This is a genomic window from Enterobacter cloacae complex sp. IR53041 (genome assembly GCF_049238285.1).
GTDB lineage: Bacteria > Pseudomonadota > Gammaproteobacteria > Enterobacterales > Enterobacteriaceae > Enterobacter > Enterobacter roggenkampii.
The window spans coordinates 60,485-76,586 of sequence record NZ_JBMKHB010000006.1; the positions used below are offsets into that span (position 1 = coordinate 60,485).

Annotated in this window: 15 protein-coding genes; 3 read left to right on the top strand and 12 right to left on the bottom strand. The window is 55.4% G+C overall.

Annotated elements, in window-relative coordinates; all coding sequences use genetic code 11:
• Window positions 1-29 precede the first annotated feature (29 nt).
• Window positions 30-2,207, top strand: a complete 2,178-nt coding sequence (gene dinG / locus ACOTXF_RS06400) for an ATP-dependent DNA helicase DinG (RefSeq protein ID WP_023292953.1) — start codon at window positions 30-32, stop codon at window positions 2,205-2,207.
• Here dinG and ACOTXF_RS06405 read toward each other — a convergent pair.
• The 5 genes from ACOTXF_RS06405 to ACOTXF_RS06425 form a co-directional block, all read right to left on the bottom strand.
• Entirely contained in the window at window positions 2,194-2,697 is a 504-nt protein-coding gene (locus tag ACOTXF_RS06405; protein WP_048962143.1) for a fimbrial protein, read from the bottom strand. The genes dinG and ACOTXF_RS06405 overlap by 14 nt on opposite strands.
• 5 nt (window positions 2,698-2,702) lie before the next feature.
• Window positions 2,703-3,692: a fimbrial protein gene (locus ACOTXF_RS06410; protein ID WP_234115170.1), complete on the bottom strand. Its 990-nt coding sequence runs from the start codon at window positions 3,690-3,692 to the stop codon at window positions 2,703-2,705.
• Between the two features lie 22 nt (window positions 3,693-3,714).
• Entirely contained in the window at window positions 3,715-6,258 is a 2,544-nt protein-coding gene (locus ACOTXF_RS06415) for a fimbria/pilus outer membrane usher protein (RefSeq protein WP_196343494.1), read from the bottom strand.
• 26 nt (window positions 6,259-6,284) lie between these two features.
• Window positions 6,285-6,959, bottom strand: a complete 675-nt coding sequence (locus tag ACOTXF_RS06420; RefSeq protein WP_008501161.1) for a fimbrial biogenesis chaperone — start codon at window positions 6,957-6,959, stop codon at window positions 6,285-6,287.
• 69 nt (window positions 6,960-7,028) lie between these two features.
• Window positions 7,029-7,565 (bottom strand): fimbrial protein, encoded by a 537-nt coding sequence (locus tag ACOTXF_RS06425; RefSeq protein ID WP_021240980.1) that lies wholly within the window; start codon window positions 7,563-7,565, stop codon window positions 7,029-7,031.
• A 256-nt stretch (window positions 7,566-7,821) separates the two neighbouring features.
• Between ACOTXF_RS06425 and ybiB the strand changes: the two genes are divergently transcribed.
• Window positions 7,822-8,784: a DNA-binding protein YbiB gene (gene ybiB / locus ACOTXF_RS06430; RefSeq protein ID WP_048962139.1), complete on the top strand. Its 963-nt coding sequence runs from the start codon at window positions 7,822-7,824 to the stop codon at window positions 8,782-8,784.
• 119 nt (window positions 8,785-8,903) lie between these two features.
• Here ybiB and ybiJ read toward each other — a convergent pair whose 3' ends face one another.
• The 3 genes from ybiJ to mcbA all read right to left on the bottom strand — a co-directional run bounded on the left by ybiJ (window position 8,904) and on the right by mcbA (window position 10,102).
• Entirely contained in the window at window positions 8,904-9,164 is a 261-nt protein-coding gene (gene ybiJ, locus ACOTXF_RS06435) for a DUF1471 family protein YbiJ (protein ID WP_023310874.1), read from the bottom strand.
• Between the two features lie 285 nt (window positions 9,165-9,449).
• Window positions 9,450-9,716: a DksA/TraR family C4-type zinc finger protein gene (locus ACOTXF_RS06440; protein ID WP_048962138.1), complete on the bottom strand. Its 267-nt coding sequence runs from the start codon at window positions 9,714-9,716 to the stop codon at window positions 9,450-9,452.
• Window positions 9,717-9,835: 119 nt separating this feature from the next.
• The gene (mcbA, locus tag ACOTXF_RS06445; RefSeq protein WP_045909506.1) at window positions 9,836-10,102 is read right to left on the bottom strand and encodes a DUF1471 family periplasmic protein McbA; all 267 of its coding nucleotides are present in this window, start codon (window positions 10,100-10,102) and stop codon (window positions 9,836-9,838) included.
• A gap of 243 nt (window positions 10,103-10,345) precedes the next feature.
• On the opposite strand from mcbA, the gene rlmF reads away from it, so the two are divergent.
• Window positions 10,346-11,257, top strand: coding sequence for a 23S rRNA (adenine(1618)-N(6))-methyltransferase RlmF (gene rlmF / locus ACOTXF_RS06450; protein WP_045909507.1), 912 nt, complete (start codon window positions 10,346-10,348; stop codon window positions 11,255-11,257).
• Window positions 11,258-11,305: 48 nt separating this feature from the next.
• Here the strand turns inward: rlmF and ybiO are convergent, their stop codons facing one another.
• The 4 genes from ybiO to glnH form a co-directional block, all read right to left on the bottom strand.
• Window positions 11,306-13,519, bottom strand: coding sequence for a mechanosensitive channel protein (gene ybiO / locus ACOTXF_RS06455; RefSeq protein ID WP_048962135.1), 2,214 nt, complete (start codon window positions 13,517-13,519; stop codon window positions 11,306-11,308).
• A gap of 125 nt (window positions 13,520-13,644) precedes the next feature.
• On the bottom strand, window positions 13,645-14,367 hold the full coding sequence (glnQ, locus tag ACOTXF_RS06460; RefSeq protein ID WP_023292945.1) for a glutamine ABC transporter ATP-binding protein GlnQ: 723 nt from the start codon (window positions 14,365-14,367) through the stop codon (window positions 13,645-13,647).
• Window positions 14,364-15,023, bottom strand: a complete 660-nt coding sequence (glnP, locus tag ACOTXF_RS06465) for a glutamine ABC transporter permease GlnP (RefSeq protein ID WP_003858462.1) — start codon at window positions 15,021-15,023, stop codon at window positions 14,364-14,366. The genes glnQ and glnP overlap by 4 nt, the downstream gene beginning before the upstream one ends.
• A gap of 93 nt (window positions 15,024-15,116) precedes the next feature.
• Window positions 15,117-15,860: a glutamine ABC transporter substrate-binding protein GlnH gene (gene glnH / locus ACOTXF_RS06470; RefSeq protein ID WP_048962133.1), complete on the bottom strand. Its 744-nt coding sequence runs from the start codon at window positions 15,858-15,860 to the stop codon at window positions 15,117-15,119.
• Between the last annotated feature and the right edge of the window lie 242 nt (window positions 15,861-16,102).

Sequence of the window (16,102 nt, forward strand, 5' to 3'; positions counted from 1 at the left end):
GCTGTTTATACAGTATTTCAGGTTTTCTAATGGCTTTAACCGCGGCGCTGAAAGCGCAAATAGGCGCCTGGTATAAGGCGCTACAGCAGCAGATCCCCGATTTTATCCCCCGAGCGCCGCAGCGGCAGATGATTGCCGACGTGGCAAAAACGCTCGCCGGGGACGACGGGCGACATCTGGCGATTGAAGCCCCGACCGGCGTCGGGAAAACCCTGTCGTATCTCATTCCCGGCATCGCCATCGCGCGGGAGGAGGACAAAACGCTGGTGGTCAGCACCGCCAACGTGGCCTTGCAGGACCAGATCTTCAGCAAAGATTTGCCCCTGCTGCGCAAAATCATCCCCGACCTGCGGTTTACGGCCGCCTTTGGCCGCGGGCGCTACGTCTGCCCGCGTAACCTGGCAGGGCTTGCCAGCAGCGAGGCGTCGCAACAGGATCTGCTGGCGTTCCTCGACGACGATCTCACGCCCAACAACAAAGCCGAGCAGGAGCTCTGCGCAACGCTGAAAGGCGATCTTGATGGCTATAAATGGGACGGCCTGCGCGATCACACCGATAAAGCCATCAGCGACGATCTGTGGCGCAGGCTCAGCACCGACAAGGCCAGCTGTCTGAACCGCAACTGTCACTACTACCGCGAATGCCCGTTCTTCGTCGCGCGGCGCGAAATTCAGGAAGCCGAAGTGGTGGTGGCTAACCACGCGCTGGTGATGGCGGCGCTGGAGAGCGAAGCGGTGCTGCCGGAGCCGAAAAACCTGCTGCTGGTGCTCGACGAAGGCCACCATCTGCCCGACGTGGCGCGCGACGCGCTGGAGATGAGCGCAGAAATTACCGCGCCCTGGTTCCGCCTGCAGCTGGATCTCTTCTGCAAGCTTGTCGCCACCTGCATGGAGCAGTTTCGCCCGAAAACCACGCCGCCGCTGGCGGTGCCGGAGCGTCTGAGCGACCACTGCGAAGAGGTTTACAGCCTTATCTCGTCTCTGAACAACATCCTGAATCTTTATCTTCCCGCAGCCCAGGAGGCGGAACACCGCTTTGCGATGGGCGAACTGCCGGACGAGGTGATGGAGATTTGCCAGCAGCTGGCGAAGCATCTGGAAAAGCTGCGCGGGCTGGCGGAGATGTTCTTAAACGATCTCAGCGAGAAAACCGGCACCCATGACGTTGTTCGCCTGCACCGCATTCTGCTGCAGATGAACCGTGCGCTCGGCATGTTCGAAGCCCAGAGCAAGCTCTGGCGGCTGGCCTCGATGGCGCAGGCGTCGGGCGCGCCGGTCACCAAATGGGCCACGCGTGAAGTGCGCGACGGCCAGGTCCACCTGTTTTTCCACTGCGTGGGCATCCGCGTGGCCGATCAGCTGGAAAAGCTCATCTGGCGCAGCGTGCCGCACGTGGTCGTGACCTCCGCCACGCTGCGCTCCCTGAACAGCTTCTCGCGGCTGCAGGAGATGAGCGGCCTGAAAGAGAAAGCGGGCGATCGTTTTGTCGCGCTGGATTCGCCGTTTAACCACTGCGAGCAGGGGAAGCTGGTGATCCCGCGCATGAAGTATGAGCCGCTTATCGACAACGAAGAGCAGCACATTGCTGAAATGGCGGCCTACTTCCGCGAACAGGTTGAGAGCAGAAAGTACCCCGGTATGCTGGTGCTGTTTGCCAGCGGACGGGCGATGCAGCGTTTTCTGGAACATGTGACCGACCTGCGCCTGCTTCTGCTGGTCCAGGGCGACCAGCCCCGTTACCGGCTGGTGGAAACCCATCGCAAGCGCATCGATAACGGCGAGCGCAGCGTGCTGGTGGGATTGCAGTCCTTCGCGGAAGGTCTGGATTTGAAGGGCGATTACCTGACGCAGGTGCATATTCATAAAATTGCCTTCCCGCCCATCGACAGCCCGGTCGTTATCACCGAGGGCGAGTGGCTGAAGAGCCTCAACCGCTATCCGTTTGAGGTGCAGAGTTTACCTGCCGCGTCGTTTAACCTTATTCAGCAGGTCGGGCGTCTGATCCGTAGCCACGGCTGCTGGGGGGAGGTGGTGATTTATGACAAGCGTCTGCTCACTAAAAATTACGGCCAACGGTTGTTAAACGCGCTGCCGATCTTTCCGATTGAACAGCCAGAGGTCCCCGAGGTAAAAAAACGCCCGGCAACACTGACCGCCGGGCGCAGGAAAAGCATCCGTGCTAAGGGGCGCGGTCCTACTGGTAAGTGAAGGTCACCTGCACCACGCTGCTGAACGTCCCCGCGCTCACCGGCATGGAGGTGGCATAGTAGCGTGCGGCGAGTGGGAAGGTGGCCGTGTGATCGTTTTGATTAATCACCGCGTTAAAGCTCGCCTGCGGAGCGATGAGAATATTGTCCTGCCGGTCTGCCAGCTCCAGCGCCAGCCCCTTTGCGCTGCCGATATTGGCGAATTTAGTGGGGTGCGTGCTGTCCGCCTGTCCATAGAAGTAGGCGGTGGCAAGCGCGAGGCTTGGCGGGCAGTGGGATACTGACAGGGAAAAGTCTTTCCACTCGCCGGTATCGCCCACGTCTTTAAAATCACCGGATGCCGCCTGACCTAAATCCACCGTCAGGTTCCGGCTGGCGCTGTCGATGATGCAGGTATTGGCGTAAATGTTGCCCGTCATCTGGATCTGAATATCCTCGGCGTGTGCCTGGGCGATCAGCCCCAGCGCCATAAACGCAATTATCTTCTTCATGTCAGTTACTTATAAGCAAGCGTGATGGTGGCAACGGTGTTGGCCGGACCGGGAGTGACCACGTCGCTGACCTGCTCGTAGCGCACCTCAAACGGTATGGTCAGCGTTTCGTTGGCAATGGCTTCGCTTCGGGTGTTAACGTAGGTATCAAAGGTGGCGATATTGTCGTCGAACAGCATTCGGACACCGACGCCCGTCGCGACGCCAGTCTGCTGCGTGAGTTTCAGCACCCCTTCGAAGGCCGTTTCATAGCCGTTTGAGCTGGTAATTTTCACTTCAGGCTGTACGGTGCTGTTGCAGTTCACCGTGACGTCAAAGTTTCGTGCCGGAGAAGAGAGCATCCCCACGCTGATAAAATCGCTGACCGGGAAATCCCCCAGATTGACCGTCAGGTTTTTCGGCAGGACGGAGCAGGTGACCTCTTTCAGAATAACGTTGCCAGCATAGGAGATGGTGTTGGGATCGCCCAGCCCTTCGTGGTGATAAACCCCGATCCCAAAACGGGTCTGACTTTGATTCAGCGTGCCTGACGCTACGGTATCGCTGGTTTTGACAAACTCCAGCGTAACGTCGAAATTAAAGGTCTGTTTGCCATCGCTGGAAACATAACCCAACGGCGTTCCTGTGGAAATGCAGTTAACGCCTCCGGCTCCGCTGATGCGTTGCCCCTGATCGTTCATCAGGGCCACACCGATCCCAGGAACTCCCGAATCGTAGACACCTTTCAGGCCTGGAATCTCAGCCCCAGTGCCGTAGTAACAAGAGACAATTTCCAGCCCCTTATCTTCCGCATTGTCACAATTACCGGCGATATGGGCGATTTGCTCTGTACCCGGGATCGTTTCGCCAACGGCCAGCGTCGTGGGAACGGAGATAGAGGCCACGTTGATCATTTTCGGCAGGTCTGGCGTAGTACAGGTCGCCTTCGCATGCGGCATAAATAACGCGGCGGTTCCCAGAACCAGTAAGAAAAAGCACTGTTTAATCATTTGCATAATCGTTAGCCTGAACGGTGGATCAGTGACACTGCGCGGCAGCGTTAATGATGCTGGTTTTCTCTTTCTCATCCGTTAGCGCATAGTCAGCGACGCAGTGCTCGTTCGTCCCCTGTCCCCAGGAAACGTTGAGATGCCCTTGCTGCGGCAGACCAGAGAGGTAGGTCTGGCCGTCATTCCCGACAATAAATTCGCTGTCCTTATCCTCGGTGGTGACCGTTGCGCCGAAGGGCAGCGGTTTACCCTTTTGCGTAAGCGTCATCAGGACGCGGTTACCCACGCGGGTGTTAAAGCTGGCGCGCACCACGGCCCCGCGGGTTGGCGTCACGATCTGCGCCGCGTGGGTGACGTCGGCGTTGTCCGGTAGCGTTTCGGTATCCAGCGCGATGGTGTTGTGGCGATACGCGGTAACAAACGGCACGACGGTGTAGCCGCGGAAGTCGGTCTCGACGCCCGTCTGGTTCGTGATATGGGTTCCGTGCGTGCCCGGCGCTTTCACCAGCGCGATGGTGTCACCGAGCGGCTGGCTCAGGGTTATTCCGTTCGCATGGGCAACCACGCCGCCCTGCAAACCGACGTTCACGGTCTGCTGATATTTATCCTGACTGACGCCTGCGCTCACTTCGCCATAGGTCGCTTTATAATCGGCGTTGATGCTGGTGGAGTTACCGCTGCCGGTGCTGCTCAGCCCTTCCTGGATGTTCCAGTTCAGGTTGTCCTCTTTCAGCGCCGTGCCGTTCAGGCCGATGTTCTGCGTCGTGCCGTCTTTGGTGTTGTTCAGGTTGTAGGTGGCCCAGGTGTTATGCATCCAGCGGTCCAGCGGCACCGAGACGCTCAGCGAGAACTGGTTGTCGTTTGTCACCTCGTTACCGTCTTCATCGCTGTCCTGGGTGTTTTTGTTCATGCTGTAGCTGAGGCTGTAGCTCACCCCGTGCCAGCTATTGTTGTAGCTGACGCTCATCGAGGTCATGTTCTGGCTCTGACTCCAGTACGTCTCTTTCACCATGCTCAGGGTGACGGATCCCCAGCCTTCCGGCAGCGTCTGGTCGATGGTGGCTTCGGTTCGGGCGCGGCGCTGCTGCGGTGCAGACCAGTCGTCGGAGCGGGTATATGACTCCATGGTGTCTTCAAGGGTGTAAAACCCTTTGCTGTTATAGCGATAGCCGGCCAGCGAGAAGTTGGTGCCTGACCGGGCGATGTCTTTGCTATAGCGCACGCGCCACGACTGGCCTTTGCTGGCCTGCTGTTTTTTCAACAGGGCCTTTGCGCGGGTCACGTCAATGGAAAAGGCGCCTAAATCGCCCATGTTTTTCCCGACGCCAGCCGCCTGAGACTGGTAATGGCTGCTCTGCTGCACGCCACCGTAGGCGGTGAAACCGTAGGGTAAACCGTAGATGGCGCTGCCCTGGGCAAACGGGGTCTTCTCGACGTCGTTGTCATAAGAACGGTAGCGTCCGGCAGTCACGCTGTAGCGCAGATTTTTTTCACGCTGCAATACCGGCACGGAGGCAAACGGCACGACGAAATGGCTTTCGCTGCCGTCGGTCTCTTTCACGGTGACCTGAAGATCGCCGCTGCTGCCGGTGGGGTAGAGATCGTTAATTTCGAACGCGCCGGGGGCGACCGTGTTCTGATAAATGATGTAACCGTTCTGGCGTACCACCACCTGCGCGTTACTGTGGGCGGTTCCGCGAATAATGGGGGCGTAGCCTTTTTCACTGTCCGGCAGCATGTCGTTATCGGATTTCAGCTCCACGCCGGTGTAGGGTACGCTGTCAAAAACGTCGGAAGGCGAGGAACTCTGGCCGACGGTGAGGTCGCTTTTCATCGCCACCATATCGCGTTGCGCGTAGGTATATACGGAGGTGAATTTTTGGTCCTCCTCGTTACCCGTGGTGCTGCGATTCCAGGTGGAATAGTTGCGAATGCGCCATGCGCCAATGTTCAAACCCGGACGCAGGTTAACGTACTGGCTGCTGTTATCCTGTTCACCCGGCTGGCGCGCATGGCTTTGGCTGGCATTTGCACTGTAGTTAAGCAGGCCCGCGTTAATTCCTTCGTCAAACTCTTTTGGGTCAATGTAGCCGCGAGGCACCTGACCGAGCGCCGACTGGGGAATGCTCAGCAGCAGTTGCTGGTTGCGAACGCGGAAGGTCGCGGATGCCGCAGGGATGGCGTGTAAATCGGCGCACTGGCCTTTGGCTTTCAGCTGCGGATATTTTTGGGTCTTGATCCCGAGGCTTTTTAAATCGTCCACGTTAAAGCAAGGTTGCAGCGTGCTGTTGCCGTGATCGTCTTTCTGCAGCGTAAAGGTGACATCGCGGGTATCAATTTTATTATTATTGATAAACACCGTAACCTGATATTTACCCGGCGCCTGACCTGGGCCTTTTTCATAGACGGATAAATCGGTTTTTCCCTGCTGGGGATTATCAATATCCAGCAGGGCAGGGTTAAAATAATCATCAGCCATAACCTGATGCGCAAAGATCGCCATCGCCAGGCCAAAAAGAATGACCAGCAATGACGAAAATCGGCAGGTGAACGGCTTTTTATGGCTGTACATGATTATTTTATTACCGGGGAAAAGTATTAATGAACGGATTTCGACCAGGTATGGCTGATGCTGCCGTAATCAGTAATAATGGAATACGTCACGTTCGAGCCTCTGACATTACCCGGTATGGCAAAATGCGTTTCTGTTTTTGGAACGGCCCAGGTCGCTTTCGTCACTTTCTGACCATTCAGGGTGACCGCCTGGAAATTCATATAAAACGGCGTGGGGTTATTCACCACCAGCTCGTTACCTTCGCGACGCCATTCAAGCTTATCGGCCACGTCTTCTGGTCTGCCTTTTACCGCAGACGGGCGATACAGCAATTTAATACGGGTATTAATCGCAATTTGCAGCGTATTCACGCCTTCCACCTGCTTTGAGGAAGGGATCGCTTTAATATTCAACCAGTACAGGGATTCCCTGTCTTCAGGCAAATTTCCGCCCGTACGTACCACGCGCAGAACGTTATCTTCTTTCGCATCCAGACGGAAAAGCGGCGGGGTGATGAGGAATGGGGCTTTGGCCAGGTTTTTACCGCCGGAATCAACCCAGGACTGCACCAGATAATCCGTCGCATCTGGATTTGAAAGACCAAGAGATGATTCCTTTTTATCTCCCTGGTAGACCAGACGGGTGCCATTAATAATGACGCCCGCATGTGCAGTGGCGGCTACCAGTAAAAGCGTGCTCAGTAAATAACCGTGGCGCATACAGATTTCTCAATAAATAGATGAGATATTAATGCCCGCAAAAGCATTAATATCTCAGGATTGATAAGATCAGTTATAAATAACGGTGAAGGTCGATACAGAGTTAGCAGGGCCTGCGGTGATCGCAGCGCCGGTTTGGATATAACGGGCACCAAATTCCAGATCGTTAACCGCCGTACCGGAGGTTAATTGATACTGCTGCGATGGCGTATACAGGCTGACAGGCTGCTCTGAGGCATCAACCAGTTGAATTGCCACACCGGTCGCCGCATCGCTATCTGGCGTTAAGGCCAGCGTAGCGTTGTTATTCGCATCTGGCGTACCGCCGAAATTAATGGCTGCGGAGGTGACCGTGTCAGGACAATTCGTTAACTGAATATCAAACTTCGTTAATGTGCTGGTAGAGCCAGCACCGGTAAATACCGTTTTAGACACTTTTCCCAGCTGAACATTTAATGGATTACTTAATCCATTCACGACCTGACAAGCAGAATCGATAATTTCACCGGTGAAATTGATCTGACCTTCACCGTTTGTTGCCGCAAACGTGGATGCAGAACATCCCACCGCTGCGGCGATGATTAAACCTAAAGCAACCTTGTTCATAACAAATCCTGATATGTTTCTGGTGAGAGCGTTGCCTGGACGTTTTCACCGTTGACCCTTAATGACTTTCCGCTGGTTATTTAAACAAATAATGGTGCATTAAGAATCTTCTGCGGGAATCACAAATAATTGAAATAATGCTTGAGTTTCATTTTTATCCTTAAAAACAGAACGTTGATGATTGAGAAAAAAACTAACGTCCGAACGTTTAACAGGGCTATATTGTTACCAGAAGGATATTTTCAGGAGAGATGTCGTGGATTATCGCAAGATTATCAAAGAGGTAGGCAGGGGCAAAAACCACGCCCGCGATCTGGACCATGAAACTGCTCGCGCCCTGTATACTCGAATGCTCGATGGCGAGGTACCTGACCTGGAGATGGGCGGCATCCTGATTGCGCTGCGTATCAAAGGCGAAGGCGAAGCGGAGATGCGCGGTTTTTACGAGGCGATGCAGGCACAAACGCTGCGCCTGACGCCGCCGGTGGCAAAACCGATGCCGATTGTCATTCCGAGCTATAACGGCGCGCGCAAGCAGGCAAACCTCACTCCGCTGCTGGCGATCTTATTGCATAAGCTGGGGTTCCCGGTGGTGGTTCACGGGGTCAGCGAAGATCCCACCCGCGTGTTGACGGAGACCATTTTCGGCATGTTGGGGATTGAGCCAACGCGTCATGCAGGACAGGCGCAGGCGAAGCTGGATGGCCATCAGCCGGTTTACATCCCCGTCGGAGCCCTGTGCCCGCCGCTGGAAAAGCAGCTGGATATGCGCTGGCGGATGGGCGTGCGCAACAGCGCCCACACCCTGGCGAAGCTGGCGACGCCGTTTGCAGAAGATGCCGCATTGCGCCTTTCCAGCGTATCGCACCCGGAATACGTGGGGCGTGTCGGGAAATTTTTTGAGGAGATTGGCGGCAGGGCGCTGCTGATGCACGGTACAGAAGGTGAGGTGTATGCCAATCCACTGCGCTGCCCTCAGCTGATGCTGATCGATTCTGCCGGTACGCGCGCTGTTCTGGCGCGCGGGGAAGAGAATACGGACGTCATTCTCCCTGAAGCGAAAGACCCGCACACCACCGCGCACTGGATTGAACAGTGCCTCGCCGGAAACGTGCCTGTGCCGCAGTCTATTAAGCTGCAGATGGCCTGCTGTCTGCTGGCGACGGGTGAGGTGGACTCGATAGAGGACGGTCTGGCGCGCGTGGCGCAGTCTTTTTAACTAAAAAAAAAGCCCGTCCAGTGGCGGACGGGCAAGCAAGGGTAACAAACAACAGGGTCAATGAGGGTTGGAGCAGCTCACCAGAGGGTTTGGCGAGGGGACAGCATTCGTTCAGGCGATTATTTGTAGATAACCGCGGTACCGCTCAGCTTGTTATTGCCGTTAGCGGAGGTAATGGTGTATCCGCTTGCACCGGCAGCAGCCGCTTTCTCAGCCAGTTTGGCTTCCAGACCGTCCAGCGTGGTCGCGCCATCAGCACTTACCACACCGACTTTATTCATGTTCTGTGCCTGAGTTGAAGATACTGGCTCTACGGCGAAAGCGCCGAAGGACAGAGCGGACAGGGCAACAGCAGCTACAGCATATTTGATGGTTTTCATAATTAATCTCTCGCAGGTGTTTCTGTTAAGGGGACGATGTTCCGTCGATGTGATAAGTATCACGGTTTTTTGCGAGGGATAAAATCGAAGAGAATTGACGTGGTTGCTCAAAAAAATTGAATGACAAATAACTTATTGAATATTAATAAATTCAAACTGGCGATTTACACTTCTTGTTGATGCGCTTTACAGAAGAAAGATGAAGGGCACATTTTGCTACGCGGTTCGCTAAAAATCGTGAGCGTAAAGGTAAGGGCCTGTGCGGTTAACTTAGGTAAAGGAAAGTCAACGTAACTGGCTGTCTTTCGAACCTCTGCGATTATATCCCGAGTGCGATGAGTTTTTCGAATCTTTATGCTGCTGGCAGGTGATGCAAAACCTTACGCCGGGGATGGCTTTTCGGCGCGCCTCGGGAATAGGGTCTCCACACTCTTCGCATTCAGTTAAGCTTTCGCCGCGCGGAATTTCACCGCGAGCACGCGCTACCGCATCTTCAATTGTACTGTTGATCTGGTCGTTAACGGCATCATCATTTGCCCAGCCGGAAGCCATTATGTCCTCCTGATATTGGTTCAGCCCTGCTTTTAATATGGGGTTAAAAAACGAACAGTCAAGGCGAGGGGAAGAGAACTGCATCCGGTGGACAGATGCAGTCTGGGGAAAAAAGCTGATTATTTATAAATGGTCGCTGTGCCGTACATATGGTTATCGCCGCCAGCGGAATTCACCACGAAGCCTTTTGCACCTTCCTGACGGGCTTTTTCGGCAAGTTTAGACTGGAGATCGTCAAGGTTGCTGGCACGGCTTACCGAGACGGTGCCCGCAGGCCGAAGCTGGCTGGTGTCGGTACTCGGGGTCAGCGACTGAACGGCCATCGCAGAGAATGACGCAGTCGCCAGGGCGGCAGCGATAACAGCAAGGGTCAGATACTTTTTCATAATCACATCCTCATGAGGAAACAACAGGTGATTCCCCTTAAGTTTAGAAGCCGGAGGAGTGTGACTTAGCGCAAATATTTGATGATGATCTGCTTATTTTTTGAACAACATCAGTTGACATTTCGCTGACAGATCATAGACATAAAGGTGTTTGATTTATGTCGAATTTTTAATCGATGCAGAGAAAGATTTACCGTTGGGCCAGCAAAGGGTATCTTACGCCGCTGTTTAAAGGAGAACGCCATGACTTCCCAAAAGCCGGGATTGCACCCACGAAATCGCCACCGCAGCCGCTACGACATGAATGCGTTATGCCTGAGCTGCCCGCCGCTGCAGGACTACATTGTCCAGACCCCCGCGGGTGAACCTTCGGTCAACTTTGCTGACCCCCAGGCGGTTAAAATGTTGAACAAAGCGCTGCTTGCACACTATTACGGTGTGGCGAACTGGGATATTCCCGAAGGCTTTCTCTGTCCACCTGTGCCGGGCCGCGCGGATTACGTGCATCACCTTGCCGACCTTCTTGCCGAAGGTAATGAGGGCGTTGTTCCAGAGCAGGCCACCATTCTGGATATTGGCACCGGGGCGAATCTGATTTACCCGCTGATCGGCGCGCATGAATACCACTGGCGCTTTACCGGAAGCGAAATCGGTGCCGAGGCCTTTGCCAGCGCCCAGGCGATTATTAGCGCGAACCCTGGGTTAAGCCGCGCCATTCGCCTGCGTCGTCAGAAAGAGGCGGCGTCGATCTTCAACGGTATCATTCACAAAAATGAAAGCTATGACGCCACGATGTGCAACCCGCCGTTCCATGATTCGGCGGCCGCGGCCCGTGCGGGCAGCGAGCGCAAGCGCCGTAACCTGGGTCAGGCGGAAGATGCCGCGCTGAACTTCGGCGGTCAGCAGCAGGAATTATGGTGTGAAGGCGGCGAAGTGGCGTTTATCCTGCGCATGATTGCGGAAAGCAAACAGTTTGGTCGTCAGGTGAAGTGGTTCACGACGCTGGTTTCCCGCGGAGATAACCTGCCGCCACTCTACCGCGCGCTCACCGAAGCGGGTGCCGTAAAAGTGGTGAAAAAGGAGATGGCGCAGGGCCAGAAGCAAAGCCGCTTTATTGCCTGGACGTTTATGGACAATAACAAACGCCGCAAATAGCGCTGCGTCGCAGGCCGGGTCAGGCGAAGCCGCCACCCGGCAACCCGGCTACAGCGTCGGCTCCTGCGGAGGGAGCGGCGCTGCGGGCGGCGGCAGGACCTGATACGTCTGTACCGGCATCCGCACGTTCGCCAGATCGAAGTGCTTTTTCACCATGCTGTCGAGCGCAAAGCGCACCGTCCACTGCTTCAGCGGCTGGGTGGTGAACGACACGCGCAGGGTAAAGGCCGTGTTCGTCAGCCCGACAATGCCGGCAAATGACGGCTCGCCAATCACCAGCCCGCGAATATCTTCCATCTGCATCAGCTCTTCTACCGCATCGCGCAGCGCCTGCTTCGCTTTATCGGCATCCTCATGACGGTCCACATCGTAGTTCGCCACCACGGAACCAATGCCGCGCACAAAGTTGGCAAAGGTGGTGATCGAAGACCAGGGGATGATGTGGTACGCCCCGGTATCCTGACGCACGCCCACCGAGCGAATCGACATCCTCTCAACAGTGCCGGTTAACGGCCCGATGGTCACCAGATCGCCCGTGTTCATCCCGTTCTCAAACTGGATAAAGATGCCGGTAATAATATCCTTCACCAGCGTTTGCGACCCGAAGGAGATCGCCAGCCCCAGGGCACCGGCACCGGCCAGCAACGGGGCGATATTCACCCCGATTTCCGACAGCACAATCATGATGGTGATGGTACTGATAATGACCGCCAGCGCGTTGCGGAACAGGGTTAACAGCGTTCTTGCCCGCGCGCTGGGCAGGGGACGGCCGTGGATATCCGACACCAGACGGTTCTCGATAAGGCTCGCCAGCAGCGTCCAGCCGACGGCAGAGAAGAACAAAATCAACGCGATGCGAATCAGGATGTCGACCGTTTTCTCACCCGCACCGTTGTGCAGCCAGTTCCAGAAATCAAACAGGCTCCACGCATTCAGGAGCAGCATAATCGCCACGCAGACGGTGAGGATGCGCGCCACCTTCAGCGATACCGACATCCAGCCGTTTACCCGTTTTTGCAGTTCCGGGTAATTACGCTGTACCTGCGGCGACAGGGTGATGGTTTTCGAGATCCAGCGCGACAGCAGCCCCGACACAAACGCCGCAATGCCGATAATCGCCAGGCTTTTGAATGTTGCCCCCATCATAAATTTCAGGCTATTGCCCGGGTCGAACAGCGAGAAGAAGCACAATACGATGAAGTAGGCGCTTGCCAGCCAGTGCCACACCAGGGCGAATGCGCGAATAAACAGGCTGAAGAACGAGAGGGAACGATCGGCCAGATGCAACAGGCTCTCAGTGATGGTCTTTTTATTGTGGAAGATCAGATACAGCGACCAGACGGTAATGCAGAGCATGATAATGACGTTTGCCAGCGCGCCAAACTGGACGTTCACCTGGTTGGAGATGATCGGCACGGCAACCAGCAGACCGTAGCCAATCAGCCCGCTGAGCACGCTCAGGCGCAGCGCCCAGTACTTCGCCGTTTCATCCCGGATGGCGAAAGGACGCAGCGCCGGCACGTGGGGACAAAAGAGTAGCCGCAGCAGCGCCTTGAAGAACTCAATCAGGGCAAAGGCATTCAGGAAAAGCGACTGCTGGAAGGCGATAGTTTTGTTGCCCGCGTTCAGCCTGTCGGCCAGCATCTGGCCTAAGAACAGCGTCAGGGCCAGCAGCAGTAAATCAATGATAAACGCTGAGGCTATCATCAACGGCAGGTGCAGCCAGCTGCTTTTCTGCTGATTCTTTCTGCGTCCCCATTGCCCCATTTTGCGGTACAGCGGCCACGCGCACAGGCGCACCAGCCAGTAAAAAAGGAATACTGCACCGGCCAGCATCAGGAACTGCGTGGCGGCGGCGGTAAACGTTTGTGGGTTAAACGGCTTATGCGGTGAGCCAATCAGGTTGCGGTAGAGCTGAGCAAAGCGCGAGGAGAGCGCTTCCCCATAGTGTCGGCTCACGTCGGTGACATTTTCCAGCACCGTTTTTTGTTCCTCCACCTGGGGAGGGGTGATGACAGGCACTGGCTCCTGCGGCGGCGTGGCGGCCACTTTCCGCAGCTGGCTGATGAGTTCCTGCCGGGAGGTGTCGTTCTCAAGGACGTCGGCGAGGGCGCTGTAGGCGGCTTTTTTCTGTTCGACATCGGGTTCAGGAGGGGGTGTACTTTGCTGACTGGCGGTTGTTCCGGTGGTCACGCCGGGGATCGCGACGGCGAACGATGGCGCACTAAACAGGCTAATCAACAGCAACAGGATCCACGGCACGGCGTCCTCCGGTGAAAATGTCGAACAAAATGATAAGTATAGAAGTCGGGACGCGGAGGGGGATTTTTGGGAACAATCTGGCGTAAAAAAGCCGGGCAAGCCCGGCTTTAGCGTCAAGCGAGGGATCAGGAGACGTGCTGCAGGAACTCCTGCAGACGCGGGCTCGGCGGGTTCGCAATCAATTCCTGCGGGTTACCGTCTTCCGCGATACGGCCTTTATCAATAAAGATCAGGCGGGACGCCACTTTCTCCGCGAAGCCGATTTCGTGGGTCACGATAACCATCGTCATCCCTTCTTCCGCCAGATCCTGCATGACCTTCAGCACCTCGTGACGCAGCTCCGGGTCGAGTGCGGAGGTAGGCTCATCAAACAGCATCAGTTTCGGTTTGACCGCCAGCGCGCGGGCAATTGCCACGCGCTGCTGTTGACCACCGGACAGCTCGGAAGGGTAGTGGTGCGCGCGTTCAGCCAGGCCGACTTTCGCCAGCAGATCTTTGGCCAGCGCTTCTGCCGCCGCTTTGTTGGCACCGCGCACGCGCAGGGGGCCAAACATCACGTTCTCCAGCGCCGTCAGGTGCGGGAACAGGTAGAACTGCTGGAACACCATGCCGGCTTCCTGGCGAATCAGACGGTCATCCACTTTCGGGTCATTCACCTTCAGGCCATCGACAATCAGGTCGCCGCTGGTGATCTCTTCCAGCTTGTTGATGCAGCGCAGCAGGGTCGACTTACCGGAGCCGGACGGCCCGATAATCACCACCACTTCACCCTGTTGGATGTTCAGATCGATATTGTGCAGCACCTGGGTTGGACCAAAGTGCTTGGAAACGTTTTTAAATTCAATCACAGGATTTTCATCCTTCTTTCAAGACGACGCAGAACGAAGCTCAGAACCAGAGTAATGATCAGGTAGACCACGGCCACCGCACTCCAGATTTCCAGCGCGCGGAAGTTGCCAGCAATGATCTCCTGCCCCTGACGGGTCAGTTCGGCCACGCCGATAACAATGAACAGCGACGTATCTTTAATGCTGATGATCCACTGGTTACCCAGCGGTGGCAGCATGCGACGCAGCGCCAGCGGCAGAATAACGTGGCGGATCGTTTCGCGACGCGAAAGGCCTAATGCCAGACCGGCTTCACTGAAACCTTTATGAATCGACAGCACCGCACCGCGGGTGATTTCCGCAATGTAGGCGCCTGAGTTGATCATAATGGTGACGACGGCTGCGCTGAACGGGTCGATGCGCAGGTCAGTGAATGCCATAGGCAGGGCGAAGTAAATGAACATGACCTGCACGACAATGGGGGTGCCGCGGATCACTTCGATGAAAACCAGTGCGATGTGGTTTGCAATCCAGCCACCGTAGGTACGGGCGAAACCGGCGACAAGACCGATAATCAACCCGCCAACCAGACCCAGGACCGAAATCCACAGGGTCATTTTAGCGCCTTCAAGCAAGAGTGGAATGGCAGGCCAGATGGCGCTCCAGTCAAACTGCATGATGTATTCCTGTATACCGTGGTGAAAAACGAAAAACGTAGGCCCGGTAAGCGGCAGCGCCACCGGGCGTTACAAACCTGAATTCAGGTGAAATTATTTAGGCTCGGTACCGAACCATTTTTTGTAGATTTCGTTATAGGTGCCGTTCTCTTTCAGCGTTTTCAGCGCGCCGTTAACTTTCGTGCGCAGGTCGTCGCTGCCTTTCGGGAACGCGATACCGTACTGCTGGGCTTCCAGAGACTCGCCAACGGCCTTGAACTTGCCGTTACCGGCTGTCTTGATGAAGTACAGGATGTTAGGCGTGTCGTGCAGAACAGCGTCAGCACGGTTGGTGCCGAGTTCCATGTACGCGTTGTCGATGTTCGGGAACTGACGCAGGTCTTTGGTTTTGATATTGGCTTTCGCGTAATCAACCGAACCGGTGCCGCTCTTCACTGCCACCACTTTGCCGTCGAGATCTTTCACGCTTTTTACGTCGTTATTATCGGCTTTGACCATCACCAGCAGGCCGCTTTTGTAGTAGCCATCAGAGAAGTCGATCGCTTTTTTACGTTCGTCGGTAATGGTGATACCCGCCAGCGCCAGATCAACGTTCTTGGTTTGCAGTGCCGGGATGATGCCGCTGAAGTCCATCGGCTTCAGGGTGTAATCCAGTTTGAGTTCTTTTGCGACGGCGGCCCACAGATCCACATCGAAACCAACGTATTTATCACCCTGTTTGAATTCAAACGGAACGAACGCCGTGTCGGTCGCCACAACCAGTTTGTCGGCAGCCTGAGAGGACACCGCAAAAGTCAGGGTAAGTGCAGCCAGTGAAACTTTTAATACAGACTTCATAGCATTTCCTTTTATATCCACGGGGCGATCCCCTGCGAGAACAGCTGGCACAATGAAAAAATCGTGCCAACTTTACAAGCTATTGTTTTGCAAAGGGGATGATGTCATGCATTGCACAATAAATGGGGCAATGAGGTCTTATTGCACCAAAGTGGGGCACTGTTTTGGTGCGCTTCGTTTGGCTCAACTGACGGGGAGATATTTAGCGTAAATTCTGACGAAAAAACAATCTTCCGTTAACG

Bases quoted from the DNA above. Each gene is read 5' to 3' on its own strand.
- ybiJ (WP_023310874.1), bottom strand. From the start codon at position 9,164: ATGAAAACCATCAAATATGCTGTAGCTGCTGTTGCCCTGTCCGCTCTG.
- ACOTXF_RS06440 (WP_048962138.1), bottom strand. From the start codon at position 9,716: ATGGCTTCCGGCTGGGCAAATGATGATGCCGTTAACGACCAGATCAAC.
- dinG (WP_023292953.1), top strand. From the start codon at position 30: ATGGCTTTAACCGCGGCGCTGAAAGCGCAAATAGGCGCCTGGTATAAG.
- ACOTXF_RS06415 (WP_196343494.1), bottom strand. From the start codon at position 6,258: ATGTACAGCCATAAAAAGCCGTTCACCTGCCGATTTTCGTCATTGCTG.
- ACOTXF_RS06410 (WP_234115170.1), bottom strand. From the start codon at position 3,692: ATGCAAATGATTAAACAGTGCTTTTTCTTACTGGTTCTGGGAACCGCC.
- ACOTXF_RS06405 (WP_048962143.1), bottom strand. From the start codon at position 2,697: ATGAAGAAGATAATTGCGTTTATGGCGCTGGGGCTGATCGCCCAGGCA.
- ACOTXF_RS06425 (WP_021240980.1), bottom strand. From the start codon at position 7,565: ATGAACAAGGTTGCTTTAGGTTTAATCATCGCCGCAGCGGTGGGATGT.
- mcbA (WP_045909506.1), bottom strand. From the start codon at position 10,102: ATGAAAAAGTATCTGACCCTTGCTGTTATCGCTGCCGCCCTGGCGACT.
- ACOTXF_RS06420 (WP_008501161.1), bottom strand. From the start codon at position 6,959: ATGCGCCACGGTTATTTACTGAGCACGCTTTTACTGGTAGCCGCCACT.
- glnH (WP_048962133.1), bottom strand. From the start codon at position 15,860: ATGAAGTCTGTATTAAAAGTTTCACTGGCTGCACTTACCCTGACTTTT.
- rlmF (WP_045909507.1), top strand. From the start codon at position 10,346: ATGACTTCCCAAAAGCCGGGATTGCACCCACGAAATCGCCACCGCAGC.
- glnP (WP_003858462.1), bottom strand. From the start codon at position 15,023: ATGCAGTTTGACTGGAGCGCCATCTGGCCTGCCATTCCACTCTTGCTT.